The organism is Ruegeria sp. H6 (assembly GCF_056532975.1).
Window position 1 is genome coordinate 196,114 of sequence record NZ_JBQFOA010000005.1, and the last position, 22,577, is coordinate 218,690.

General features: G+C 59.1%; 25 protein-coding genes. 10 read left to right on the forward strand and 15 right to left on the reverse strand.

Annotated features, from left to right (window positions below; all coding sequences use genetic code 11):
- Positions 1-44 precede the first annotated feature (44 nt).
- Genes ACR0AG_RS11790 through ACR0AG_RS11800 form a run of 3 tightly spaced genes read right to left on the reverse strand, consistent with a single transcriptional unit; the run spans position 45 to position 2,503 of the window.
- Positions 45-1,169, reverse strand: a complete 1,125-nt coding sequence (locus ACR0AG_RS11790; protein WP_480839030.1) for a hypothetical protein — start codon at positions 1,167-1,169, stop codon at positions 45-47.
- A complete protein-coding gene (locus ACR0AG_RS11795; protein ID WP_480839032.1) occupies positions 1,162-1,434 on the reverse strand; it encodes a hypothetical protein in 273 nt (90 codons plus the stop codon). The genes ACR0AG_RS11790 and ACR0AG_RS11795 overlap by 8 nt, the downstream gene beginning before the upstream one ends.
- Positions 1,424-2,503 (reverse strand): hypothetical protein, encoded by a 1,080-nt coding sequence (locus tag ACR0AG_RS11800; protein ID WP_480839034.1) that lies wholly within the window; start codon positions 2,501-2,503, stop codon positions 1,424-1,426. The genes ACR0AG_RS11795 and ACR0AG_RS11800 overlap by 11 nt, the downstream gene beginning before the upstream one ends.
- 256 nt (positions 2,504-2,759) lie before the next feature.
- Here ACR0AG_RS11800 and ACR0AG_RS11805 point away from each other — a divergent pair, with 256 nt between their 5' ends.
- Positions 2,760-4,943 (forward strand): esterase-like activity of phytase family protein, encoded by a 2,184-nt coding sequence (locus ACR0AG_RS11805; RefSeq protein ID WP_480839037.1) that lies wholly within the window; start codon positions 2,760-2,762, stop codon positions 4,941-4,943.
- Between the two features lie 72 nt (positions 4,944-5,015).
- Here the strand turns inward: ACR0AG_RS11805 and ACR0AG_RS11810 are convergent, their stop codons facing one another.
- The 7 genes from ACR0AG_RS11810 to ACR0AG_RS11840 form a co-directional block, all read right to left on the reverse strand.
- Positions 5,016-5,258 carry a glycine zipper 2TM domain-containing protein gene (locus ACR0AG_RS11810; protein ID WP_170575120.1) on the reverse strand — a complete coding sequence of 81 codons (243 nt, stop codon included), beginning with the start codon at positions 5,256-5,258 and terminating at the stop codon, positions 5,016-5,018.
- 200 nt (positions 5,259-5,458) lie between these two features.
- Positions 5,459-5,926 (reverse strand): Hsp20 family protein, encoded by a 468-nt coding sequence (locus ACR0AG_RS11815; RefSeq protein WP_480839039.1) that lies wholly within the window; start codon positions 5,924-5,926, stop codon positions 5,459-5,461.
- Positions 5,927-6,050: 124 nt separating this feature from the next.
- A complete protein-coding gene (locus tag ACR0AG_RS11820) occupies positions 6,051-6,812 on the reverse strand; it encodes a trypsin-like serine peptidase (RefSeq protein ID WP_480839041.1) in 762 nt (253 codons plus the stop codon).
- Between the two features lie 53 nt (positions 6,813-6,865).
- A complete protein-coding gene (locus tag ACR0AG_RS11825; protein WP_480839043.1) occupies positions 6,866-7,657 on the reverse strand; it encodes a trypsin-like serine peptidase in 792 nt (263 codons plus the stop codon).
- Between the two features lie 117 nt (positions 7,658-7,774).
- Complete coding sequence (gene glcF / locus ACR0AG_RS11830; protein ID WP_480839045.1) at positions 7,775-9,091, reverse strand: glycolate oxidase subunit GlcF; 1,317 nt, start codon at positions 9,089-9,091, stop codon at positions 7,775-7,777.
- 4 nt (positions 9,092-9,095) lie between these two features.
- Complete coding sequence (locus ACR0AG_RS11835) at positions 9,096-10,196, reverse strand: FAD-binding protein (RefSeq protein ID WP_480839047.1); 1,101 nt, start codon at positions 10,194-10,196, stop codon at positions 9,096-9,098.
- Positions 10,197-10,245: 49 nt separating this feature from the next.
- The gene (locus ACR0AG_RS11840; RefSeq protein ID WP_480839049.1) at positions 10,246-11,685 is read right to left on the reverse strand and encodes an FAD-linked oxidase C-terminal domain-containing protein; all 1,440 of its coding nucleotides are present in this window, start codon (positions 11,683-11,685) and stop codon (positions 10,246-10,248) included.
- Positions 11,686-11,766: 81 nt separating this feature from the next.
- On the opposite strand from ACR0AG_RS11840, the gene ACR0AG_RS11845 reads away from it, so the two are divergent.
- Complete coding sequence (locus ACR0AG_RS11845) at positions 11,767-12,477, forward strand: DUF599 domain-containing protein (protein ID WP_480839051.1); 711 nt, start codon at positions 11,767-11,769, stop codon at positions 12,475-12,477.
- A gap of 35 nt (positions 12,478-12,512) precedes the next feature.
- Complete coding sequence (locus ACR0AG_RS11850) at positions 12,513-12,860, forward strand: hypothetical protein (RefSeq protein ID WP_480839118.1); 348 nt, start codon at positions 12,513-12,515, stop codon at positions 12,858-12,860.
- A gap of 3 nt (positions 12,861-12,863) precedes the next feature.
- On the opposite strand, the gene ACR0AG_RS11855 is transcribed toward ACR0AG_RS11850, so the two are convergent.
- The 4 genes from ACR0AG_RS11855 to ACR0AG_RS11870 form a co-directional block, all read right to left on the reverse strand.
- Positions 12,864-13,349, reverse strand: a complete 486-nt coding sequence (locus ACR0AG_RS11855) for a flavodoxin family protein (protein WP_480839053.1) — start codon at positions 13,347-13,349, stop codon at positions 12,864-12,866.
- A 3-nt stretch (positions 13,350-13,352) separates the two neighbouring features.
- On the reverse strand, positions 13,353-13,823 hold the full coding sequence (gene rlmH, locus ACR0AG_RS11860; RefSeq protein ID WP_480839055.1) for a 23S rRNA (pseudouridine(1915)-N(3))-methyltransferase RlmH: 471 nt from the start codon (positions 13,821-13,823) through the stop codon (positions 13,353-13,355).
- A gap of 44 nt (positions 13,824-13,867) precedes the next feature.
- Positions 13,868-14,227: a ribosome silencing factor gene (gene rsfS, locus ACR0AG_RS11865; protein ID WP_039541351.1), complete on the reverse strand. Its 360-nt coding sequence runs from the start codon at positions 14,225-14,227 to the stop codon at positions 13,868-13,870.
- Positions 14,228-14,391: 164 nt separating this feature from the next.
- Entirely contained in the window at positions 14,392-15,753 is a 1,362-nt protein-coding gene (locus ACR0AG_RS11870) for a mechanosensitive ion channel family protein (protein WP_480839057.1), read from the reverse strand.
- Between the two features lie 90 nt (positions 15,754-15,843).
- Here ACR0AG_RS11870 and ACR0AG_RS11875 point away from each other — a divergent pair, with 90 nt between their 5' ends.
- The 6 genes from ACR0AG_RS11875 to ACR0AG_RS11900 all read left to right on the forward strand — a co-directional run bounded on the left by ACR0AG_RS11875 (position 15,844) and on the right by ACR0AG_RS11900 (position 20,811).
- A complete protein-coding gene (locus ACR0AG_RS11875) occupies positions 15,844-15,951 on the forward strand; it encodes an isopropylmalate isomerase (RefSeq protein ID WP_082025160.1) in 108 nt (35 codons plus the stop codon).
- A 43-nt stretch (positions 15,952-15,994) separates the two neighbouring features.
- The gene (leuC, locus tag ACR0AG_RS11880; protein WP_480839060.1) at positions 15,995-17,398 is read left to right on the forward strand and encodes a 3-isopropylmalate dehydratase large subunit; all 1,404 of its coding nucleotides are present in this window, start codon (positions 15,995-15,997) and stop codon (positions 17,396-17,398) included.
- Positions 17,399-17,435: 37 nt separating this feature from the next.
- Positions 17,436-17,981 carry an HdeD family acid-resistance protein gene (locus tag ACR0AG_RS11885; protein WP_480839062.1) on the forward strand — a complete coding sequence of 182 codons (546 nt, stop codon included), beginning with the start codon at positions 17,436-17,438 and terminating at the stop codon, positions 17,979-17,981.
- 42 nt (positions 17,982-18,023) lie between these two features.
- Positions 18,024-18,629 carry a 3-isopropylmalate dehydratase small subunit gene (gene leuD / locus ACR0AG_RS11890; protein WP_480839064.1) on the forward strand — a complete coding sequence of 202 codons (606 nt, stop codon included), beginning with the start codon at positions 18,024-18,026 and terminating at the stop codon, positions 18,627-18,629.
- A 332-nt stretch (positions 18,630-18,961) separates the two neighbouring features.
- The gene (locus ACR0AG_RS11895) at positions 18,962-19,792 is read left to right on the forward strand and encodes a hypothetical protein (RefSeq protein ID WP_480839066.1); all 831 of its coding nucleotides are present in this window, start codon (positions 18,962-18,964) and stop codon (positions 19,790-19,792) included.
- Complete coding sequence (locus ACR0AG_RS11900; protein WP_480839068.1) at positions 19,789-20,811, forward strand: endonuclease/exonuclease/phosphatase family protein; 1,023 nt, start codon at positions 19,789-19,791, stop codon at positions 20,809-20,811. The genes ACR0AG_RS11895 and ACR0AG_RS11900 overlap by 4 nt, the downstream gene beginning before the upstream one ends.
- 4 nt (positions 20,812-20,815) lie before the next feature.
- On the opposite strand, the gene ACR0AG_RS11905 is transcribed toward ACR0AG_RS11900, so the two are convergent.
- On the reverse strand, positions 20,816-21,343 hold the full coding sequence (locus tag ACR0AG_RS11905) for a peroxiredoxin-like family protein (protein ID WP_480839070.1): 528 nt from the start codon (positions 21,341-21,343) through the stop codon (positions 20,816-20,818).
- 91 nt (positions 21,344-21,434) lie between these two features.
- Between ACR0AG_RS11905 and leuB the strand changes: the two genes are divergently transcribed.
- The gene (leuB, locus tag ACR0AG_RS11910; RefSeq protein ID WP_480839072.1) at positions 21,435-22,538 is read left to right on the forward strand and encodes a 3-isopropylmalate dehydrogenase; all 1,104 of its coding nucleotides are present in this window, start codon (positions 21,435-21,437) and stop codon (positions 22,536-22,538) included.
- Positions 22,539-22,577 lie beyond the last annotated feature (39 nt).

Genomic DNA, 22,577 nt, shown 5'->3' on the forward strand with positions numbered 1-22,577 from the left:
GCCCATGCTTCATCTTTTCAAAAATACTCTCGCCGAAGGCGATATTAATAGCGCAACACCTGCCCTGTCTTGCTGACCACGAATTTGCGCACATCACCAAAGCCCGGCGGGTTGCGCTCGGCCAGCACCTGAAACGGGCGCTGCGGCAGGATGATCGAGCGCTGGGTGCGTGTTGCCCCGGTCTGGGCTCCCTGCCCGCCGAACGGGTCCAAGGTGAAAACCTCACGCTCTACGGTCGAGAACCATCCGGCGCGCTCTTCGATTACCTCTTCGCTTTCCAGCTCTTCGGTCGTCCAGGCCAGCGCCCAATCCTGTCCTTCGGGCGACTGCGCATCCTCCAGCACGCGCCGCAACGGCCCGGATTGTTCCGTATAGGCCGAGGAATACATCGGCCCCACATGGATGCGGCGCAAATGCTTGGGGTGCAGGTCGTCGAAATCCTGATCGAAGCCCTTGGCGATGGTCACCAGCTTCAACCCGCCCAAAGACTGCGCCATCAGATGCGCCTGCACCTCGGGCCAGCGACGCTGATCCTTGGGCAGGGCAGTCTTGCCGCTGTCCTCCAACTGCATCAGGTAGATGACCGGCAGGTTGATTTGGCTGTCATAGACCGCCCAATGGATCATGAACCTGCGCCGCTCGCCCTCATTCCCGATCCAATGACATTCGGGATCGTTGCGGGCCCAGAATAGCTGACCCTTCAGCAATTCCTCGTAATAGAGCCTTTGAGACAGTGCAAATTGCAGCTTGGTGGGGATTTCCTGATCCCCGATGATCGTGCGCACCATGTCGGTTTTCAGGTCGTCTTCCGAGGGCATATTCGCCAGATGCACCTGCGCTTGCTGTGCGTCGTTGGCCATCGTCAGCAGCTCGGCCGCCACCGGAAACCCGCTGTCGCGTTTGTCCATGGCAAGGCTGCCAAAGAACCGCCCCGTATCGCGCCCGACCAGCAGGTATTTCATGGATAGCGCGCGGAAGGTGTAGAGCAGCCCCGAGAGGTAGCGCGACACGATCCGCACCTCTTGCTTGCTGATCGCGCCCTCTGCCTCCATCGTCGCGGCCACGCGCAGGAGGTGAACGGTTATCACCTCGAATTTACGAAAATAGCGGCGCGAGGCGAAGGTGTCGGTCAGGCCGACATGGTCTTGGGCGGGGTTAACGTCACTCATTACTGTTCACGTTCGTTTGCAATTGGCGCTTCTGTTTTTTTAACAATACAAGTGACCACAAAACGGTTCCCGCTCCGACCAGCAAACTCGGCGTTCCGAGCAGATACGCCAAGTGATATGACACCCGCGCTAACAACATCCCTATGTTGCCTTGGGCAAATAGAAGACCTGATAGAAAAGCTGCAATGATTGGCCAAATAAGCAAGGCAAAACCAAGCCAAAGAGTTTTCTTGGTTCTGCCTATCTTGTTTTGCTCATCCACCATACAAATTCTTATCATGCTTCTCAACAATCGAGGCGAACCGGCGGGCAAAGCGTTCATCCGCCTTGGCCTTTTTCTCCAGCACGTCGCGGGCAAAGACCATGTGATCCTCATGCGCCTCAAGCATGTCTGCCATCTTCTGGTTGGTCGCAGTACCAATAGCGGCCATGGCGGTTTGCGCCTCTTGGTCCGTCTGCACGCCGATCTCGTTGATGCGGTGGGCCACGTCCTGCTGCTGCGCGGTTTTCAGCGATTTGGTCAGGGCGTCATACAGCACCACGCGCTGTTGCGTGTCTGTTTGCAGCTTGTTGATCAGCACCATCTGCGTCGCCGCCTGGTTCTGCAGTGAATCGACCCAGGTCTTGCCCTTTTCGATATAGCGCTCCAGCGTCTGGCTTTTGGCCAGCTTGACCTGCTCTTCCTGAACCTTGGCGTTGTATTGCTTGTTCAGCTCGGCCAGTTCGGTCTCTAACTGGGTGCGCGCGGCGGCGTCCTGTTCGACGCTGATCTTGTTCTCAAGCGTGATAATCGTCGGGTCCATGCCCTGAATCTCAGCCCGCAATGCCTCGAGCTCGGCCACGGTCGCCTCACGGTCATCCAGCGTGACGGTCAGGTTGTCCTCGACCTTGACGCGTTGTTCTTCCAGAACCGACAGCTGCCCTTCCAGCAGCTTCACGATCACGTCGGATTTGGCGATCAGGTCCTGCAGCTTGTCGTCGATATTGGCGGTGCGCATACGCTCCTGCCGCATGGACTCGGACTTGCCCTTGGCGAAAATGCCAACGAAGGACTCCCACCCGGTTTTTGACCGCATCTCGTCGAAATCCTTGGAAAACGCGTTGGTGACGTCGTCCAGCCCCATGATCAGTTCGGCGATGTTGGCGTTCATCACCTCGGTATGGGCGTGCACGTCCTCCAAAGTGGCGTTTTCGATATCGATATCCGCCTCGGCAGTGCCGATTTTGGCACGCGCAGCCTCAATCCGCGAGGTCAGCCCCTCGATCTGCGATTGGCTTTCACGCACTTTCGCCTGAGTTTCCTGAATCAACGCATCAAACTGCTGGTTCGACATCTGCTATCCCTTTTTTTGTTTATGTACCCAATAGATAGGCAATGTTACGCCTTTTTACATCCCCTTGGGCCTTAAAATCCTGCAAAGATTGGCAAAATCGGGGGCAAAAAGATAGGTGCCGTGCGTGGAAAGATCATTTCGCGTTCCGGTTGCAACGCTTTGGTCACGTTGTCACCAAACTGAATCAAAACCGTCATCTTGGCGTGATGATCCCCGTCCATCCCACTTGCGTCCAAGTGAGAGAGGATACTTACCGATGTCATTGCGCTTTGTCTGCCTGACATCTGCCCTTGCCCTGACCGCCGGTCAGGCAGCGGCAGAGATGAACTTCAACCGAATTGCGTCTTTCCCGGTCGTCAAAAACATGGCCGAAGGGGCCGATACCAACCGCAAAACCTCGCCCGAGATCATCGCGGCAACTGCGGATGGCATGACGCTGGTCTATACCGACAGCCCGATGGGTGTGATCGGCATGGTGGATATCACCGACCCTGCGAATCCGGCCCCTTTGGGCGCGATGGAGGTGGGGGGTGAGCCGACATCCGTGGGCATCGTCGGCGCGACCGCTTTTGTGGGTGTGAACACCTCGGAAAGCTACACCGCGCCGTCGGGCAAGCTGATCTCGGTTGATATCGCGGGCAAGGCCGAGACCGGCGCCTGTGATCTGGGTGGTCAGCCCGACAGTGTCGCAATTGCCCCCGATGGCAGCTTTGTCGCCGTGGCGATTGAAAACGAGCGCGATGAGGACCTGAATGACGGCATCATCCCGCAACTGCCCGCGGGTGAGTTGGCGCTGGTGCCGCTGAGCGACGGAGCGCTGGATTGTGCGGGCAGGAAGATGGCCTCGTTGACCGGTTTGGCAGACGTTGCACCGACTGACCCCGAGCCTGAATTCGTCGACATCAACGACCTTGGCGAAACTGTCGTGACCTTGCAGGAAAACAACCACATCGCAGTTGTCGACAAGGACGGCAACGTCATCAGCCATTTCTCAGCGGGCGCGGTGGATCTGGAAGGCATCGACTCCACGGATGAACGCGGCGCGCTGATCTTTACCGAAAGCCAACCGGGCCGCCTGCGCGAACCGGACGCAGTGAAGTGGATCGACGACACCCACTTCGCCACCGCCAACGAAGGCGATTATCAAGGCGGTTCGCGCGGTTGGACGATCTTTCACAAGGACGGCACCGTTGTTTACGAAAACGGCACTGATTTCGAGAAAGCCATCATCCAGATTGGCCACTACCCCGACAAACGCTCGGACGCCAAAGGGGTTGAGCCGGAAAGCGTGACCGCTGCCACGTTCGGTGGCACGCCGATGATCTTTGTCGGGGCCGAACGCGCCTCGGTCGTTGGGGTCTATGACGCCACCGACCCGGCGAACCCGGTTCTGAAACAGCTGCTGCCCTCGGGTGTTGGCCCAGAAGGATATGTTGCGATCCCCGAACGCAACCTGCTGATTTCGGCCAACGAAAAGGACCTGATCGAAGATGGTGGCCCGCGGGCGCATGTGTCGATCTTTGAGTATCAGGACGCCCCGGCCACCTATCCGCATCTGACTTCGGCAGGTGCTGATGAGCTGATTGGATGGGGTGCCCTGTCCGGGTTGGTCGCTGACTCGGACGGCATGATCTATGCGGTGAATGACAGCTTTTACGGCTTTCAGCCCTCGATCTTCAAGATTGATCCCAGCCAGCAACCCGCCCGCATCGTTGACGTGATCCGCATCCATCGTCAGGACGGCAATCCGGCGCAAAAGCTGGATCTGGAAGGCATCACGCTGGACGGCAAGGGTGGGTTTTACGTCGCTTCCGAGGGTCGCACGGACCGGGTTATCCCGCACGCGATCTATCACGTTGGCGGGGATGGTCTGATCGAGGACCGCAAAGGTGAAATTGGCTTGCCACCAGAACTGATGGCCGTTGAAAAGCGCTTTGGCTTTGAAGGCATTACAAAGGTCGACAATACCTTGTGGATGGCCGTGCAGCGCGAATGGAGCGATGATCCGGCGAACCACGTCAAACTGGTGGCTTACAATCTGGAAAGCGGTGAGTGGGGTGCTGTGCACTATCCCAAAGCGCAGCCTGACACCGGCTGGGTCGGCCTGTCGGAAATCGTGGCCTTCGGCGATCATATCTATGTCATCGAGCGCGACAATCAGCATGACCACCGCGCCGTGACCAAAAAGGTCTATCGCATCCCGCTGTCCGAGATGACCCCGGCCCCCTTGGGCGGCCCGCTGCCCGTCGTCAGCAAGCAAGAGGTTCGCGACCTGCTGCCCGACCTGACCTCGACCGGCGGTTATGTTCTGGACAAGATCGAAGGTCTTGCCATCCTGCCCTCGGGCGAGGCGTTTGTGATGACCGACAATGACGGTGTCGACGATGCCTCGGGCGAGACAATGTTCTGGTCCATCGGTTCGGTCACCGCTGGGAACTAAAACCTGCCCCCAAAAACAAATGGCACCGCGCAATTCCTGCGCGGCGCTATATTTTTGGATTGTGTGCCCTTGTCAGTAGCAGGCCGACTGGCCGGCATACATTCCAAGCCCGGCACCGGCCGCGGTGGCCAGCGTTTTGCCGGTTCCGCCCCCAAAGCGGTTGCCAACAACACCACCAAGGGCAGCACCACCCAAGACACCTGCAGCACAGCGTGCATCGTGTTGAACTTGCGCCTGGGTCGCGGTCGTCGGCGCGCCACATGCGGCCAGAACCAATGTGCCGACAAGCAGGCAAGATACAGTTAACTTCTTCATGTCAGTTTCCTTCCAATCACTCGTACTATTTGCCTTTGGTCCTGAGGCAAGTCGCCCACAGAACCTCGACACGAACCTGCGCGAAACAGCACAGAACAGGCTCTAACCAGGGGAACAACGCCCCGCGTCTGGAGGTACGCGGGGCGCGTAGTGTGCGATAGACCTGAGAGGCAGGGCTATCGCGGTATGATCGACAAGCCTCAGTTCACGGCTTTGGCGTCGACCACGTCCTTTTCGATCGCATTGGCCGAAGAGATCTCGATCCGGCGCGGTTTAAGGGCCTCGGGCACCTCGCGCTTCAGATCGATATTCAGCATGCCGTTTTCGTGGCTGGCGCCGGTGACGCGCACGTGATCAGCCAAGGCAAAGCGGCGCTCGAACGCACGGGTGGCGATGCCACGGTGCAGATAGCTGCGATCCTTGTCCTCGGCGGCCTTTTTACCGGCGACGATCAGGGCATTTTCCTTCACTTCAACCGACAGGTCGGCTTCGGCAAAGCCGGCGACTGCAACAGAGATGCGGTAGGTGTCGGCATCGGTTTTTTCGATGTTGTAGGGCGGGTATGTGGGCTGCGCCACATCGTTTGTCAGAACGCGATCCATCATGTCGGCAATCTGGTCAAAGCCAATAGTGGCGCGGTGAAGCGGTGCAAAGTCAAAGCTACGCATGTGTCGTTATCCTCATTCAGAGCGATTTACGAAATGTGCCCTCCGTTCGGACGGGCGGTGAGTTGCATCGGACCCCGTTCGCGGCGATCCGATACAGTTCACATGGGTAGCGTTTCGATGCAGTTCAAGACCCGTCGACACTGATGAACTTGGCGCCGGATTTCGACTTTTCGGACCCCGGCTGTATGCGGCGGATACTGGCTTTTGGCCCGGTCTTGTCACGACGCAATATGGTTTTGAGTTCAGAGACTATTTCGGGCAATTCCATGCCCCAACCAACCTTGCGGCGCCCATCGAAGCTAACGGCGGAGACCACCGAGAGGATCTGCCATCGCGGCCCTTTCCTGGCCAGAATGGCCGATCCAGAAGACCCAAAGGTCACGTCGCAGTTGAATGCGATCAGGTCCTGGCCGCGTTGCAGGATTTCACAAGACCGCTGACGGGTTATCGCCTCTTCTCGTCCCTGTCCGTAGGACGCTATGCTGATTTCGTTGCCCGAAATACGGCCATCGAAGAACGCGAACGGATTTGCAACCGTATAGGGGATCGGTTCATCCAGACGCATCAGCGCGACATCGACCCGAACGCGCGGGCCGGACACCGGCGCATTGGCGACAAAGTCGGGGTGCGCCGCAATTTGTATGACTTTGCGATCTGCCAAGGATTTCCCGTCGCTCAGACCTGCGCGAAAGGTCAACTCACCCGGCGGGTAAGGCTTGCCGGTGGACTTGTCCAACGCGCAATGCGCCGCGGTCAGAACCAGATCCTGCGCGATCAGGGTTCCTGTGCAAAACCCGCCACCGTCAAAGTCGAGACGGCCAACAGCCTCCCAGCCAATCAGGTCATCGCGATCCGTCAGGCGACGCTTGCCGCTGTTTTGCGCCAAGGTCGAAGTCCCAATAATAGAGACACATATAGCCAGTAACGAAACAAAACGGATCATGGTTTCAAAAACCTCGCACCTACATTTTTGCCCATATTGGCACCCGCACCCGAAGAGACCAATCCGCGCCCTGCGGACAGTTCCGAGCGCAACAATTGCAGTGACTCGTCCAACGTCGTTCCCAGCGCCACACGTTTGCCATCCAGTTCCGCCATGGCGGCGACGACGGAAACGATGCGGGGCCGATCCCCCTCAAGAGAGAAAACCGGCGCACCGGACGAGCCCAAGTTGACGTCACAGGACATGATCAAAATGCCGGATTGGTCGGCAATGACCGAGCAAACCTCTTGCAACGAAGGGGCCTCGGACCGGTCCTGGGCGTAAGACACGACGCCGACAACCTCGTCCAAGCTGGGATGTTGACCGGTTTCAAACGGTATGACCGAGGTGTTGCGGATCGGTTGCCACAGCTCGATCAACCCGATGTCATTGCGCACGCGGTTTTGCGAGTCGTCGCGTTGGAATTTGTACTCTGGATGCGTGACTGTTTGACGTGCGATGCGATAGGCCGACGCGTGACCCAGCCGCCACCCTGCCAGAAACTCGATCCGGGCGGGATCAATCCGCTTGCGGGTCGCTTTGTCAAAAAGGCAATGCGCCGCGGTCAGTACCAGCGTGGGCGAAATCAGCGCGCCAGTGCAAAATCCGGCACCATCTATGTTCAGGCGCCCGACCGCCATCCACTGGCGCCCCGCATCCGTCGTATCCAGGCTTTTCAGCCCGGTGTCCTGCGCCGCTGCAGCAAACGGTAATAAACCCAGAACCAGGGCAATGATCCAACTACGCACGCGGCTCTCCGATGGAAGTATCGAAAGCTGACGTTACGCAGGACCTTGGGCAAAAATAGGGCAAGTTGCGCCGAATTCGGCCCGACGCCGCGGGGCTGAGGAGATTTTACAACAGCATCAACGCAGGATCGGCACCGCCGGATCAGCGCCTCTTTGTAGCGCAGGTGGCACCGGCCCGCCGTTCGCCCAATCAAGCAGTTCGATAGTGTGAACGACCGGAACCTGCGTACCAGACCCGATCTGGATCATGCAGCCGATATTTCCCGCAGCAATGATATCGGGGGTCCGCGCCTCAAGCGTCCGCACCTTGCGATCTTTCAGCTTGGCCGAGATCGCAGGCTGCATCAGGTTATAGGTCCCGGCGCTTCCACAACATAAATGACCGTCAGCAGGCTCTAACACAGTGAACCCTGCTGATTTCAACAGGTCCTTCGGATGGCTTTTGATCTTCTGCCCATGCTGTAGGGAACAGGCGGCGTGATATGCGACGTTCAGGTTTTTTGCGTCGCCTTCGGGCAAATCGAGCCGCACCAAAAGTTCAGAGATATCCATCGCAATCGCCGAAACCCGTGCCGCATCATCGGCCAGGACGTCGTTGCGGAACATGTGGCCATAGTCTTTGACCGTTGTGCCGCACCCTGAGGTGTTAATGACAACGGCATCCAGACCATCGCCATCCATCTCGCGCGTCCAGGCCCTGATATTTGCCGCAGCGGTTGCATGGCTTTCTTCGGTTTTTCCCATGTGGTGGGTCAACGCCCCGCAGCACCCGGCCCCTTCGGCCACGACCACTTCGCACCCAAACCGGGTCAACAGCCGGATTGTGGCGTCGTTGATGTCGGTGTTCAGCGCCTTCTGCGCGCAGCCGGTCATCAACGCAACGCGCATCTTGCGCGAACCCTTCGGGGCAAAGCTTTGCGGATCATCGTTGCGACTTACAGGCGGGATGTGTTTCGGGGCCATGTCCAGCATCGCCCGCAACCGGGCGTCCGGCATCAGAAACCGAAACGGACGCCCCAGCTTCGCCCCGATCAAAGCCCAGCGAAATCGCATCGGATAAGGCAGGATCCGCGCCAATATCCACCGCAGCGCACGGTCCGAGAAGGGGCGCTTGTATTTCGCCTCGATATACTCACGCGCATGATCGACCAGGTGCATGTAATGAACACCGGAAGGGCAAGTGGTCATGCAAGCCAGGCATGAGAGACATCGGTCAATATGCTTGACGGTCTTCTCATCGGGCACACGCTCATTTTCAAGCATGTCCTTGATCAGGTAGATGCGCCCGCGCGGGCTGTCCAACTCATCCCCCAGGACCTGATAGGTGGGGCATGTTGCCGTGCAGAACCCACAATGTACGCAGTTTCTCAGGATTTCATTGGACCTTTTAATGGCCGGGTCCTGCAGCTGCTTTTCGGTGAATGTCGTCTGCATCGCGCTACCCCATCAGTCCCGGATTGAACAACGCCCGAGGATCAAATTTCTGCCGAAGACCCTGTGTCAGAGCCGAAATTGCAGCGTTTTCCGGTTGAAACCGGCCCAGTTTCTTAAACGTCTCTGACCCGGCCCGCACCAGGGTTGCATGCCCTTCTACCCCTGCCAAAGCGGCCCGCAGGTCTGTCCCGTCAGGGACCAAGGCCCAGATCAGCCCGCCACCCCAGTCAAACATCAGGTCCTGCACGCCGATACGTTCTGAAACCGCAAGAGCGTCGCCGGGTTTGACCGAAAGCCGCCAAACATCCCCCTCCCGTTCAGCAAATGCCGATACATCGCGAATGCGCTGCCACAGGTCATCCGAATTCTCGACACCCTCCGCTGCGCCAAACTCCGTCAGTTCGTCCTGCAAGCGCGCCTGCCGATACGCAACCGAATCCGCAAACCCCTCTATCCGCAACCAGACGCACCCGTCCTGCGGATCATAGGCAGCGCCCGAAACCTCGAACGGAGAGTTCAGGGCCTTGGACATTGCGGCAACCGCCTGGCCAAGCCCCGATACGCGCAAGCCCAACGTCGCTTTCGCCTCGGGTTTGGGCAGCACTTTGAACGACACTTCGGTCAATGCACCCAAAGTGCCCCAACTGCCTGCCATCAGTTTGACCAGATCATAACCAGTCACGTTCTTCATGACGCGGCCACCGTTCTTGATGATGCGGCCCTGACCATCGACATACCGCACCCCCAGCAGGAAATCCCGGCACGCCCCGGCCTGAATGCGCCGTGGACCCGAGATATTGGCCGCCACGACGCCCCCAATGGTCGGAACACCCCGGGTTCCCAGCAATACGCGATGATCCATCGGTTCAAAGGGCAATTGTTGCCCCTCGGCGGCCAAAGCGGCCTCGATCTCGGCAACCGGTGTTCCGGCCTTGGCAACCAGGGTCAATGCTCCGGGTTCGTACAAGGTGATGCCGGACAGGCCGGCTGTGCACAATTCCGACGCAGGCCCTGACACGCCGCGCGTCCCACCGCCAACAATGCGCACCGGACTGTCCAGCCCCGCCACCAGATCCGCCAGTTCGGCTTCTGTCTCAGGTCTCATCTGCTTCATCTTTTTCCAAATACTCCGGGGGTAAGGGGGCAGAGCCCCTTTATTGCGCCGCCATCCTGCGCGCCTCGGATACGCCCAAGGGGAACACTTTCGCCGGGTTCAGCAACCAGGCGGGATCGAACACATCCTTGACCGCCATCTGCGCCTCAAGGTCTTCGGGCGCATATTGATGGCTCATCAGATCGCGCTTTTCGATCCCTACGCCATGCTCGCCGGTCAGGCACCCGCCCGCATCGACACATAGTTTCAGGATATCCGCGCCAAAGGCCTCGCATTTCTCAAGGTCGCCGGGTTTGTTGGCATCAAACAGGATCAGAGGATGCATGTTCCCGTCCCCGGCATGGAACACATTGCCCACGGGCAGGCCGTAGTCCTCGCTCATCTCGCCGATACGTCGCAGCACCATCGGCAGGGACGAAACCGGGATCGTGCCGTCCAGACACATATAGTCGTTCATCTGACCCATCGCGCCGAACGCGGATTTGCGGCCCAACCAGATCCGGGCGCTTTCATCCGCCGATTGGCTTTCCCGCAACTCAACCGGGTTGTGACGTTTGGCGATCTCGACGATCTTTGCCAGTTGGCTGTCAATCTCTGCGTCCGAGCCTTCAACCTCGACAATCAACAGGGCTTCGCAATCCGGATATCCGGCATGGGCAAAATTCTCGCACGCTTGAATGCACAACCGATCCATGAACTCGATCGCGACCGGTAAAATACCCGATTTGATAATGTCAGAGACGCATTCACCCGCCACGGCATTGTCGTCAAAGCCCATCAGAACCGGCCGGGCCCCTTCCGGTTTGCGCAAGATGCGCAAGGTTGCTTCGGTCACGACCCCAAGCTGACCTTCGGAGCCACAAATAACGCCCAGCAGGTCCAGGCCGCCCGCATCCAGATGCGCTCCGCCCAGCTCGACCACGGTGCCGTCCATCATGACCATGGTGACGCCCAGCAGGTTGTTCGTGGTCACGCCGTATTTCAGGCAATGCGCCCCGCCCGAATTCATCGCGATGTTACCCGCAATCGCGCAGGCCAACTGCGATGACGGATCAGGGGCATAGAAAAAATCCTGCTCTTCTACCGCGCCGGTTACACTCAGATTGGTGCGCCCGGTCTGAACCTTGATAAACCGGTTGTCATAATCGACCTCCAGCACGTCATTCATGCGCGCCACACCCAGGATCACGCAATCCGCAGTCGGCAAGGCCCCACCGGCAAGAGACGTTCCGGCACCGCGCGGAACGACAGGCACGCCCTCTTCGTGGCAGATGCGCAGAACGTCCGACACCTCTTGGGTGGTCGATGGCAACACCGCCAGCATCGGCGGGCATTTATAAGCGGTCAACGCGTCACATTCATAAGCGCGTGTCTCGGCCTGATCTTCAATCACCGCATCAGGCGGCAGAACGCGCTGCAAACGCGCGGCGACCGCCTGTTTGCGCGCCAGAACGGCAGGGTTTGGCTGAGGCATTTCCATCGCTGATCCTCCAATTTGGTAAAATAATATTACCAATTTCGACATCTGGCAAGTTCACAGATCAGGACGTACTGTCGCGCCATGACATGGATTGACCGAGCTCAGCTTTTTTCGCCTGCTGACTTTGTGGCTGTCGCCATCTTGTTGGGCGCCTGGCTATGGATCGGATGGCGGATCGAAAACGCCCCGCCACGCAGGCGATCCGTTTCAATGGTGATGGATGACTTCCGCCGTGACTGGATGCGCGAAATGGTAACCCGGCAGCCGCGCATGTTTGACGCTCAGGTCGTGGCGGCGATGCGGCAAGGCAGCACCTTTTTTGCCTCGACCGCGATGATTGCCATCGGCGGCGGGCTGGCCCTGCTGGGCAACACGGAACGCTTGGCAGGCGTCGCCCAGGATCTTGCCATCGGCAGCGCACCCGCCGTGGTGTGGGAGATCAAGATACTGATCGTAATCCTTTTTCTGGCCAATGCCTTTCTGAAATACGTTTGGGCACATCGCCTGTTCGGATATTGTGCCGTTCTGATGGCCGCCGTGCCAAACGATCCCGAAGATCCGTTGGCTTATCCGCGTGCCGCACAGGCCGCCGAGATCTGCGTCACCGCCGCACGCAGCTTCAATCGCGCATTGCGCGCAACCTATTTCGCCCTTGCATCGCTGGCCTGGATACTGGGCCCGATCGCATTGATTCTGGGCACGGCGATCACCTTCGGGGTACTGTACAGGCGCGAATTTGCCTCGCGCTCGCGCGCCGTTCTGATGACCCAGGCCCCTGACACAAAGACGTGATCCCCATGCCGCACAACAACTTCTACATTCAGACCATGCGATATGTGATTCTCTCGGCCTTTCTGGCCAGCCCCGCCTTTGCCGACCCGCCGACGATCGAAAATGTCGTGGCCAAGTCAAACGGTAGCACGTGGCGATTCGACGTCACGATCCGCCACGCCGATACCGGATGGGACGACTATGCCGACGGTTGGCGCGTGCTGGATATGGACGGGAATGAGCTGGGCATGCGTGTCCTGCACCACCCCCATGTCGATGAGCAGCCCTTTATGCGATCCTTAAGCGGCGTCGCGATCCCGGATGGCACGACGCAAGTACAAGTGCAGGCGCGCGAGAATGTCGGCGGCTGGAGTGACACCACCACGGTTGTGACGCTGAAGTAGGCCTCAGAAAATTCCCATTCCCAGACCCGCGCCCAGCGCCGCACCAATCTCGCGGCATTGGTCAAGCTGCGCGTCCGGTATGGTCTTTTGGGCTTGGATGGCTTCGGGCGTCTGGGCATGGGTGCATATGATCAGCGGCGGCTGCACCTCTTTCAGCCGCCAACCTGTTGCAATCCGCGCCACCTGCCGCGCGGCATTCTCTCCATCCGATCCGGCACAGATCATCTGCGCATAAGGGCGGCCTTCGATCCGGCCCAAAATCGGATAATACGTGCGGTCAAAAAATTCCTTCATCAGGCCCGAAATCGCCGCCAGGTTTTCCGGCGCGCAAAAGATATAGCCATCTGCGGTCAGCAGATCCTCGGGGCCTGCGTCATCGGCAGGTTTCAAAACAACCTCGACCTCATCACGCGCAGCATCCGCCGCCGCTTCGGCCATCTGCTGGCTCCCACCCGTGCGCGAATGAAATACGATCAAAAGCTGCGTCATGTTTCAGACCCGGTGATAAGGGCCGCCTGACAGGATGGTTGCGGCCCGATAAAGTTGCTCGGCCAGCATCACACGGACCAGCATATGAGGCCAGACCATCGACCCGAACGAGATGGAAAAATCAGCCTCAGCCCGCAGATCAGGGTCTATTCCGTCCGCCCCGCCGATGATCAGCGCCAGATCCTGCCGCCCGGCATCGCGCCAATTGCCCAGTTTCTTGGCAAAATCGGGTGACGACATGACCCGCCCGCGCTCGTCCAGCGTGCAGATCACCGCCCCCTTGGGCAGCGCCTTGCGCAACAGCGCGGCCTCGGTCCTCATCCCTGCGTTTTTCTTGTCTTCAACCTCGATCACGCGCGCAGGCCCAAGGCCCAGGCCGCGCCCGGTCCGGTCAAATCTGGTCAGGTAGTCATCAAGCAGGGACTTTTCGGGTCCGGCGCGCAATCGCCCGACCGCAACTATGCTGATCCGCATATCTCTCTCGCCCCCGGCCTTTCAATACAGGCCGGGATAGCGCCTCAGTTGGCCGAGGCGCTGCCGCCCTGGGGCAGCCACATCTTTTCCAGCTGGTAGAATTCGCGCACTTCGGGGCGGAAGATATGAACGACCACGTCGCCCGTATCGATCAGCACCCAGTCGCCGGCATCCTTGCCTTCGACCTTCGAGGTGAAGCCGAATTCCTGCTTGATGCGATCCGTCAGCTTTTCCGCCATGGCCGAGACCTGACGGGTCGACCGACCCGAGGCAATCACCATGTGATCCGCGACCGAGGACTTGCCTTGCAGGTTGATCTGCACGACGTCTTCGGCCTTGTCATCGGAAAGTGAGGAAAGGATACGTTCAAGCAGCTTGTCGCTGATGGACTGAGAGTGGGCCATCACTGAGGCCCCTTCATCGGCGGGCAAACCCGCCTGGGTATGTAGAGACAGGACATAGTCCTCCTTTGCTGAGCGCCGCAAATCCCCGGCGCCGGGGTATTATTAAGGTAACAAGGGGAATGCAACATTTCAATGAAGGCGCGGTTTGAGGCCCTCGCAACCGTTCACTCTTTGTCAAGCTGTTGCCTGTCTGCGTCTGCGGATGCATCCCCCAGAACGCGCACTTCGCGTTGTGGGAACGGGATAGAAATACCTTCGGCCTGGAACGCATCCCAAAGGGCAAGAAAGACATTGCCCCGGATATTGGTCAGCCCCTTGGTCGGATCGCTGATCCAGAACCGCAGCACATAGTCTACGCTGCTGTCGCCAAACCCGGTGATATGGCACACGGGTTCATGCTTGCCCCCGCTCAGAACGCGGGTGACCGATTTCACCGCCCGGATCGCGGTGGCCCGGACCTTGTGCGGGTCGTCAAAATAGCTGGTGCCAAAATCCAGATCGAGCCGCACGAACTTGTCGGAATGCGACCAGTTCACCACTTGATTGGTGATCAGGTCCTCGTTCGGGATCAGATATTCGCGCCCATCCCGCGTGACGACCGAGACATAGCGCGCGCCCAGCGCGTTGATCCATCCGAACGTGTCCCCCAGCGAGATCACGTCACCCGGTTTAATCGACCGGTCCATCAGGATGATGATCCCCGAAATCAGGTTCGAGACGACCTTTTGCAGCCCGAACCCGATGCCGACACCAATTGCCCCCGACAACAGCGCGATACCAGTCAGGTCAAAACCCAGCGTACGGATCGCCGCCATAAAGACCGCACCATACAGCAGAACCTGAATGCCCTTGGCCAGCAGCACCTGCATAGATGGCGTGATGTCGTCGTTGTTCCTGAGCCCGCGTTCGGCCGCGCGGGTGCCGACCCGGGCCAGCGTTAACAGCACTCCGATCAGCAAAACCGCCTTGATGATCCCCAGGGCCGAGATGTGCAGGTCCCCGATGGAAATGGCCACGCCATCCAGGAAATTGGCCACATCATCGGTCAATGCCAGTGCAATCAGCGTTGCATAGACCCACATGGACCACTTGAAGATCTGCCGCAGGGTCCGATTGCGCACCAGACGCGACACCAGCGCAATGGCCAGCCATGCGGCGGCCAGCGTGGCAATCACTCCGATGATGTAACTGCGCGAGGGCCAAGTGATGTGCTGCATCAGCAGATACAGGCCCCAGGACAAAAGAACGAAATAGACCAAAGTCAGGCGGCGCATCAGTTGGATCAGGATGCGCAGCCGCCATTTGGGCCATCCGCTGCGGGACCTGGCCCAGGCCTCCCACCGGCCTTGCGTCATCAGGCGAAGCAGAAAGGCCAGCGCCCAAAGCACCACGATGATGATCAACTGATACTGACGCCATCCGGGTGTGACGATCAGATCGATCAGGCGCCCAAATTGCGAGGAAAACGCCGCCGTCATGTTGGCATACAGCTCTGATAGAGTATCCGGCAGCAGGTCCTGGTTCATAGCTGTCAGATTGGCCATACCGGCGCGGTGATGCAAGCCCGCCGCCGGAAGGACCTTGATTGACGGCAAACCCCGTTATATCTGGTGCGCATGAGACTCAATGTGGCCCAAGAACAGAACCTGGAAGATCGCGCGCGCCTGCGCGAACGGTTCTTTGGGGCTGCCCGCACGGTTCTGGCCCGCCTATCCGCGGCCTAAGCCACCTCGCCAGCTATTTCTCATTACATACGGGAGAGGACCGATGTCCCCCAAAACACTCTATGACAAGATCTGGGATGCCCATGTCGCGCATGAAGCCGATGATGGCACCTGTTTGCTCTATATCGACCGCCATCTGGTGCACGAAGTGACCAGCCCGCAGGCGTTCGAAGGGCTGCGCATGGCAGGCCGCAAAGTGCGTGCGCCGGAAAAGACCATCGCCGTGCCGGATCACAACGTGCCCACCACGGCCGACCGCGTGAACGGGATCGAAAACCCGGAATCGCGTATTCAGGTCGAAGCGCTGGACAAGAACGCCAAGGATTTTGGCATTCACTATTACCCCGTGCATGACGTCCGTCAGGGCATCGTCCACATCGTCGGCCCCGAACAGGGCTGGACCCTGCCCGGCATGACCGTTGTCTGCGGCGACAGCCACACCGCCACCCACGGCGCGTTCGGTGCGCTGGCCCACGGTATCGGTACGTCCGAGGTTGAGCATGTTCTGGCCACGCAGACCCTGATCCAGAAGAAGTCCAAGAACATGAAGGTGGAGATCACCGGCAAATTGCAGCCGGGGGTGACCGCCAAGGATATCACTCTGGCCGTGATTGGTGAGACCGGCACGGCGGGCGGCACCGGCTATGTCATCGAATACTGTGGCGAAGCGATCCGTGACCTTTCGATGGAAGGCCGCATGACCGTCTGCAATATGGCGATCGAAGGCGGTGCCCGCGCCGGCCTGATCGCGCCGGACGAGACCACGTTCGATTATGTCAAAGGCCGCCCCCATGCGCCAAAAGGCGCCCAGTGGGAAGCGGCGATGGACTGGTGGAAAACGCTCTATACCGACGAGGGTGCGCATTTCGACAAGGTCATCACTCTGCGTGGCGAGGATATCGCGCCGGTTGTCACCTGGGGCACCAGCCCCGAGGACGTGCTGCCGATTACGGCCTCAGTACCGCATCCTGACGATTTCGAAGGCGGCAAGGTCGACGCGGCCCGCCGGTCCATCGAATACATGGGCCTGGAGGCCGGTCAGAAACTGAGCGATGTGGAGATCGACACTGTCTTTATCGGCTCTTGCACCAATGGCCGGATCGAAGATCTGCGCGCCGCGGCTGCGATCTTGAAAGGCAAAAAGATCAAGGACGGCATGCGCGCAATGGTCGTGCCCGGCTCGGGCCTTGTGCGTGCGCAGGCCGAAGAAGAAGGTCTGGCCGAAATCTTCAAGGATGCCGGTTTTGAATGGCGTCTGGCAGGATGTTCCATGTGTCTGGCGATGAACCCTGACCAGTTGCAACCGGGCGAGCGCTGTGCCGCGACCTCGAACCGCAACTTTGAAGGCCGACAGGGACGCGGTGGACGCACCCACCTGCTGAGCCCCGCGATGGCTGCCGCAGCGGCGATCACGGGACGGCTTACAGACGTCCGTGAATTGATGTAAGGTCCGCTCATATCTAGATATTTGAGGGATTGAACAAATGAGTGACTGGATCAAATGGCTGCTGCTGGGACTTCTGTCCATAGCGTTTGGCGTTTTCGTACTGGGCGCACCAGTGGTGGCGTCCGTCGCAGTGACCGTGGTGACCGGCGTGCTGTTGCTGATCGCGGGTGCATTGCAGATCGTCGGCGGGTTCACGGTTGAAGGCGCTGGCAACAAAATCCTGTCGCTCATCATGGGTGCGGTCATGTTGTTTCTGGGCTGGTCCTTTCTGGATCACCCGCTGCAGGGCACGCTGACACTGGCGACCGTGATGCTGATCCTGTTCATGGCAGGCGGCATCGCGCGGGTCATCCTGTCGTTCCAGATGAAGGGAACGCAGTTTTTCTGGCCCACGATGATCTCGGGCATCTTGTCGATCATCCTCGCCGGTATCATCTGGACCTATGTGGGCAAGGAACCGGCGGCTCTGCTGAGCATTCTGGGGATCTTCCTGGGCATTGAGATGCTGTTCAATGGGTTCGGATTGGTCTTCATGGCGTTCTTCGTCAAGAACGCACCCAAAGACGAAATGAAAGAAGCTTAAACGCGAGGCACGGGCGCGGCCCTACCCCGCAGGAGTGTAGACATGGAAAAGTTCGAAAAAGTCCACGGGGTGGCCGCCCCAATGCCGCTGATCAATATCGACACTGATATGATCATCCCCAAAGTGCACCTGAAAACCATCAAACGGTCCGGCCTGGGCGTCGTGCTGTTTGACGAGATGCGCTATCACGACCATGGCGGCGAGAATGAAGAGTTCGTGCTGAACAAACCTGCCTATCGCCAGACTGAGATCCTGGTCGCGGGCGATAATTTCGGCTGCGGCTCGTCCCGCGAACACGCGCCTTGGGCGATCAAGGATTTTGGCATCAAGGTTGTGATCTCGACCAGCTTTGCCGACATCTTCTTCAACAACTGCTTCAAGAACGGCATCCTGCCCATTGTGGTCGAGGATGAACACCACGCGATCCTGATGGAAGACGCGCATAAGGGCGAAAACGCCCGTATGACTGTGCATCTGGAAGATCAGCAGATCACCACCTCGGATGGGGTGGTCATCGCGTTCGACATCGATCCGCACCGCAAGCACTGCTTGCTGAACGGTCTGGACGATATCGGCCTGACGATGGAAAAAGACCACCACATCGACAAATTCGAGGATCACGCGAGTCAGGCCCGCCCCTGGGTATGATTCTGGGGACGATTCTGTGGATACTCAACCTAACGGGGTCGCAAGCGCGGCCCCGTTCGCATTCTTGGGGTTGTTCATTAAGCAACCACAACATGTAGATTCTGTGCCTTATTGCGCGGCAAATCTGCGCCAGAAATGATGCAAAGCCGCACCAGTGTTGCCATCATTTTGCCCAAAATTGAGTGTTTTCTGCGCCTTGGCTTGAGCGGTAAGTTCAATGCCGCCACTGTGGACGGTACTTGAGGCATCCGTCTATACAAAGAGCGGCGGGCACAAGTTGGAACCAAGTTGGCAAAGAATCGACTGGTCCGGTTTGGAAAAGGGTTCGGATAGTGATTGCACGCACAACGGGGGCGGCAATACGTGGATTATTGGTCGCACTCATGGTGCTGACCCCTGCGTTGTACCTCCCTGCATCGACGTTAGATGGGACCGAGATTGTCGTCTTTTTGGCGATCCTCGCGTTTATCCTGACGTTCTCCGAATACAACTCTGCCTTCCCAAGCTTTATCGAATTTCGCGACGCACCCCCTGTCAACAGGCTCCGGTTTGTCTGTCTGATGTCGATGGTCACGTTCCTGACGCTGATCTGCAAAAACGTTTACGCCCCCACCCCCCTCAGCAGCTTGATCTACTCGATTGGTCTGACTGTCGCTTCGGTGTCCGACTTCCCCTATTCACCGGTGCGGCTGATTGTTCTGATGCTCCCCTCTGATGCACCTGCCCCGCTGATCGAGCTGGTCAGAATTGCCGCCGGCTTTGCCATCATGATCGCGCTCGTCACCATAGCCAGCTTTGCCTATGCGGTGAAATGGCGGGGTTGGCCCACTGGCAACGGCGCATTTAATGTCTGGACGAACCTCCCCCTCTTCGATCCGACAAAAGGCGGCGACGTTGTCGCACGGCTGCAGCGTGACGGGCGCCTGAACATCTCAATCGGGATTTTGCTGCCATTCCTGATCCCGGCGCTGATCAAACTGATGTCGTCGTTCTTTACCCCATTGGCCATGACCGACCCCCAAACGCTTATCTGGACGCTCAGCGCCTGGGCGTTTCTGCCGGCCAGCATGATCATGCGCGGCATGGCGACCCTGCGGATTGCCGGGCTGATTGTCGAGAAACGCCGCGCCTATTCCACTGCCGAGGCCGCTCAGACCGCATGATCCGCCTTCTGCTTTTGCTGCTGCTGCCATTCGCGGCGCAGGCAGAGACGATACGCGTGGCCACATTCAACACCGAACTCAGCCGGGAAGGTCCCGGTTTGCTGCTGCGGGACATCCAAAAGGGTGATCCGCAGGTGGCCAGTGTGGCCAAGGTCCTGACCACCGTCCGGCCCGACATTGTCGCCTTGCAAGGCATCGACTGGGATCTTGAAGGACAGGCACTTGGGGCTTTGGTTCAGGCCCTGGCACAGGACGGGCTGCGGTATCCGTTCCAGTTTGCAGGCCAACCCAATTCCGGCATCGAGACCGAATTGGACCTTGACGGGGATGGAAAGCTTGGCGGGCCCGGAGATGCGCAGGGGTGGGGTCGGTTTACCGGCCAAAACGGCATCGCGATCCTGTCGCGTCATCCGATTTTAGAGAATGAGATCCGGTCATTCTCGGACCTGCTATGGATGGATCTGCCTGGGGCGACCTTGCCCCAAAAAGACAATGCGCCCTTCCTGACCCCGCAGGCGATGGCTCTTCAACGCCTGTCTTCGACCGCCCATTGGGTCATTCCCATCGCAGCGCCCTTAGGCCGGATGGACGTGATGACCTTTCACGCCGCCCCGCCCGTGTTTGATGGCCCCGAAGATCGAAACGGCCTGCGCAACGCAGACGAGATACGGCTTTGGAGCCTGCTCATGGACGGTGCATTGGGCTCTGCACCAACCCGACGTTTCGTGATTGCAGGGGATGCCAATAATGATCCGCATCAGGGTGAGGGTCTGAAACCCGCAATCCATGCGCTTTTGGCCGACCCGCGCCTGCAGGACCCACAGCCATTGGCCCCGGATGGATCATCGGCAACGGTGTCCTGGAAAGGCGTCGGGGAATTGCGGGTCGACTACGTCCTGCCCTCAGCTGATTGGAAGGTCGCGGGTGCAGGTGTGTACTGGCCCGATGACGGGCCAGACTCAGCGGCGGCAACGGCCAGCCGCCACCGCCTGGTCTGGGTCGATCTGACCAACGACTAAGGGCCTACAATGCTCCGGTATAGGTGCCGCGCGGGGGATAGTTGTTCTCTTGCGAGAACCTGATCCCACCCACGATGTCAGACATGGCGGGGCGCGCAAAGGGCGTCGTCTGCTGCCACGCAAAATAAAGCGTCCGGTCAGGCGCGATGTAGAAATGGCCTGGCTCTGCAAACAGCGCAGGCTCGGCGCTGCCTGCGCGCGCCTCAGAGATCAGCAAGCCCCAGGCATCCCGCGCTTGAGCCATCGATAGGCCGTACCCGACCTTCAGACACGACACACCGGCCTTTTCGACGGTCTGGGCCGCACGTTCGGCCGTGTCGGTGCTGATCATGATCACCTCGATCCCCAGCTTGGCAAAGTCATCCAGCGCTGCTTCGACCTCGGCCATCTGACGGATGCAGATCGGGCAATGCAGGCCGCGATACTGAATCACCAATGTCCCGTTGTCGCCCGCGTCGGCGTCCAGATCAAAGCTGCCACCGCCAACGGTTTCGATTTTCAGTTCAGGAACGGGATTTCCCGGTATCAACATGTGTTTTCCTCGTGTTTCAGCAGGATCATCTCATTGACCCTTTGCGGCCCAGACGCTAGGGCCTGTGCAACAAAACGCAAGGAGACTGTCGATGTCCAACCCCTCGCTCCTCATCCTGCCCGGAGACGGAATTGGCCCGGAAGTTATGGCCGAAGTGCGCAAAATTATTAACTGGTTCGGCGACAATCGCGGCCTTCACTTTGACGTGAGCGAGGACCTTGTGGGCGGCGCGGCCTATGACGCGCATGGCAAGCCGCTGTCGGACGAAACCATGGCCAAGGCGCAAGAGGTTGACGCTGTGTTGCTGGGTGCTGTTGGCGGCCCCAAATACGACGACCTGGATTTCAGCCTCAAGCCCGAGCGCGGCTTGCTGCGCCTGCGCAAGGAAATGGACCTGTATTCAAACCTGCGCCCCGCGCAGTGCTTTGACGCGCTGGCCGATTTCTCGTCGCTGAAAAAGGACATCGTCGCCGGTCTGGACATCATGATCGTGCGCGAGCTGACTTCGGGCGTCTATTTCGGCGAGCCGCGCGGCATCTTCGAAGAAGGCAATGAACGCGTGGGCATCAACACCCAGCGCTATACCGAATCCGAAATCGAACGCGCCGCACGCTCGGCCTTTGAACTGGCGATGCGCCGGAACAAAAAGGTCTGCTCGATGGAGAAGGCCAATGTGATGGAATCGGGCATCCTGTGGCGCGAAGTCGTTGAGCGCGTGGGGCAGGACTACCCCGAGGTCGAGCTGTCGCATATGTATGCCGATAACGGCGCCATGCAGCTGGTCCGCGCGCCGAAACAGTTCGACGTGATCGTGACCGACAACCTGTTTGGCGACATCCTGTCGGATTGCGCCGCGATGCTGACGGGCTCGCTGGGCATGCTGCCCTCGGCCAGCCTGGGTGCCCCGATGGCCAACGGTCGACCCAAGGCAATGTACGAGCCGGTTCACGGGTCCGCCCCGGATATTACCGGTCAGGGCAAAGCGAACCCGATCGCCTGTATCCTCAGCTTTGCGATGGCTCTGCGCTATAGCTTCGATCAGGGGGCCGAGGCCGACCGGCTGGAAGCCGCGATCGAGAAGGTGCTGGCCGATGGCGTACGCACGGCTGACCTGCTGGCAGAAGAAGGTGTTCAGCCCGTATCCACATCCGAGATGGGCGACATCATTGTCACCGCTTTGAACGAAACCCTTTGATGGGTCTTTGCGGGCGGCACGCCATGTGTCGCCCGTTTC

What these genes read in the sequence shown, in the direction of transcription:
- ACR0AG_RS11805 (WP_480839037.1), top strand. Translation starts at nt 2,760, where the DNA reads ATGTCATTGCGCTTTGTCTGCCTGACATCTGCCCTTGCCCTGACCGCC.
- ACR0AG_RS11790 (WP_480839030.1), bottom strand. Translation starts at nt 1,169, where the DNA reads ATGAGTGACGTTAACCCCGCCCAAGACCATGTCGGCCTGACCGACACC.
- glcF (WP_480839045.1), bottom strand. Translation starts at nt 9,091, where the DNA reads ATGCAGACGACATTCACCGAAAAGCAGCTGCAGGACCCGGCCATTAAA.
- leuB (WP_480839072.1), top strand. Translation starts at nt 21,435, where the DNA reads ATGTCCAACCCCTCGCTCCTCATCCTGCCCGGAGACGGAATTGGCCCG.
- ACR0AG_RS11900 (WP_480839068.1), top strand. Translation starts at nt 19,789, where the DNA reads ATGATCCGCCTTCTGCTTTTGCTGCTGCTGCCATTCGCGGCGCAGGCA.
- ACR0AG_RS11850 (WP_480839118.1), top strand. Translation starts at nt 12,513, where the DNA reads ATGCGATATGTGATTCTCTCGGCCTTTCTGGCCAGCCCCGCCTTTGCC.
- ACR0AG_RS11855 (WP_480839053.1), bottom strand. Translation starts at nt 13,349, where the DNA reads ATGACGCAGCTTTTGATCGTATTTCATTCGCGCACGGGTGGGAGCCAG.
- rsfS (WP_039541351.1), bottom strand. Translation starts at nt 14,227, where the DNA reads ATGGCCCACTCTCAGTCCATCAGCGACAAGCTGCTTGAACGTATCCTT.
- ACR0AG_RS11885 (WP_480839062.1), top strand. Translation starts at nt 17,436, where the DNA reads ATGAGTGACTGGATCAAATGGCTGCTGCTGGGACTTCTGTCCATAGCG.
- ACR0AG_RS11875 (WP_082025160.1), top strand. Translation starts at nt 15,844, where the DNA reads ATGAGACTCAATGTGGCCCAAGAACAGAACCTGGAAGATCGCGCGCGC.
- ACR0AG_RS11795 (WP_480839032.1), bottom strand. Translation starts at nt 1,434, where the DNA reads ATGGTGGATGAGCAAAACAAGATAGGCAGAACCAAGAAAACTCTTTGG.
- ACR0AG_RS11870 (WP_480839057.1), bottom strand. Translation starts at nt 15,753, where the DNA reads ATGAACCAGGACCTGCTGCCGGATACTCTATCAGAGCTGTATGCCAAC.
- leuC (WP_480839060.1), top strand. Translation starts at nt 15,995, where the DNA reads ATGTCCCCCAAAACACTCTATGACAAGATCTGGGATGCCCATGTCGCG.
- rlmH (WP_480839055.1), bottom strand. Translation starts at nt 13,823, where the DNA reads ATGCGGATCAGCATAGTTGCGGTCGGGCGATTGCGCGCCGGACCCGAA.
- ACR0AG_RS11845 (WP_480839051.1), top strand. Translation starts at nt 11,767, where the DNA reads ATGACATGGATTGACCGAGCTCAGCTTTTTTCGCCTGCTGACTTTGTG.
- ACR0AG_RS11835 (WP_480839047.1), bottom strand. Translation starts at nt 10,196, where the DNA reads ATGAGACCTGAGACAGAAGCCGAACTGGCGGATCTGGTGGCGGGGCTG.
- ACR0AG_RS11800 (WP_480839034.1), bottom strand. Translation starts at nt 2,503, where the DNA reads ATGTCGAACCAGCAGTTTGATGCGTTGATTCAGGAAACTCAGGCGAAA.
- ACR0AG_RS11840 (WP_480839049.1), bottom strand. Translation starts at nt 11,685, where the DNA reads ATGGAAATGCCTCAGCCAAACCCTGCCGTTCTGGCGCGCAAACAGGCG.
- leuD (WP_480839064.1), top strand. Translation starts at nt 18,024, where the DNA reads ATGGAAAAGTTCGAAAAAGTCCACGGGGTGGCCGCCCCAATGCCGCTG.
- ACR0AG_RS11815 (WP_480839039.1), bottom strand. Translation starts at nt 5,926, where the DNA reads ATGCGTAGCTTTGACTTTGCACCGCTTCACCGCGCCACTATTGGCTTT.
- ACR0AG_RS11810 (WP_170575120.1), bottom strand. Translation starts at nt 5,258, where the DNA reads ATGAAGAAGTTAACTGTATCTTGCCTGCTTGTCGGCACATTGGTTCTG.
- ACR0AG_RS11905 (WP_480839070.1), bottom strand. Translation starts at nt 21,343, where the DNA reads ATGTTGATACCGGGAAATCCCGTTCCTGAACTGAAAATCGAAACCGTT.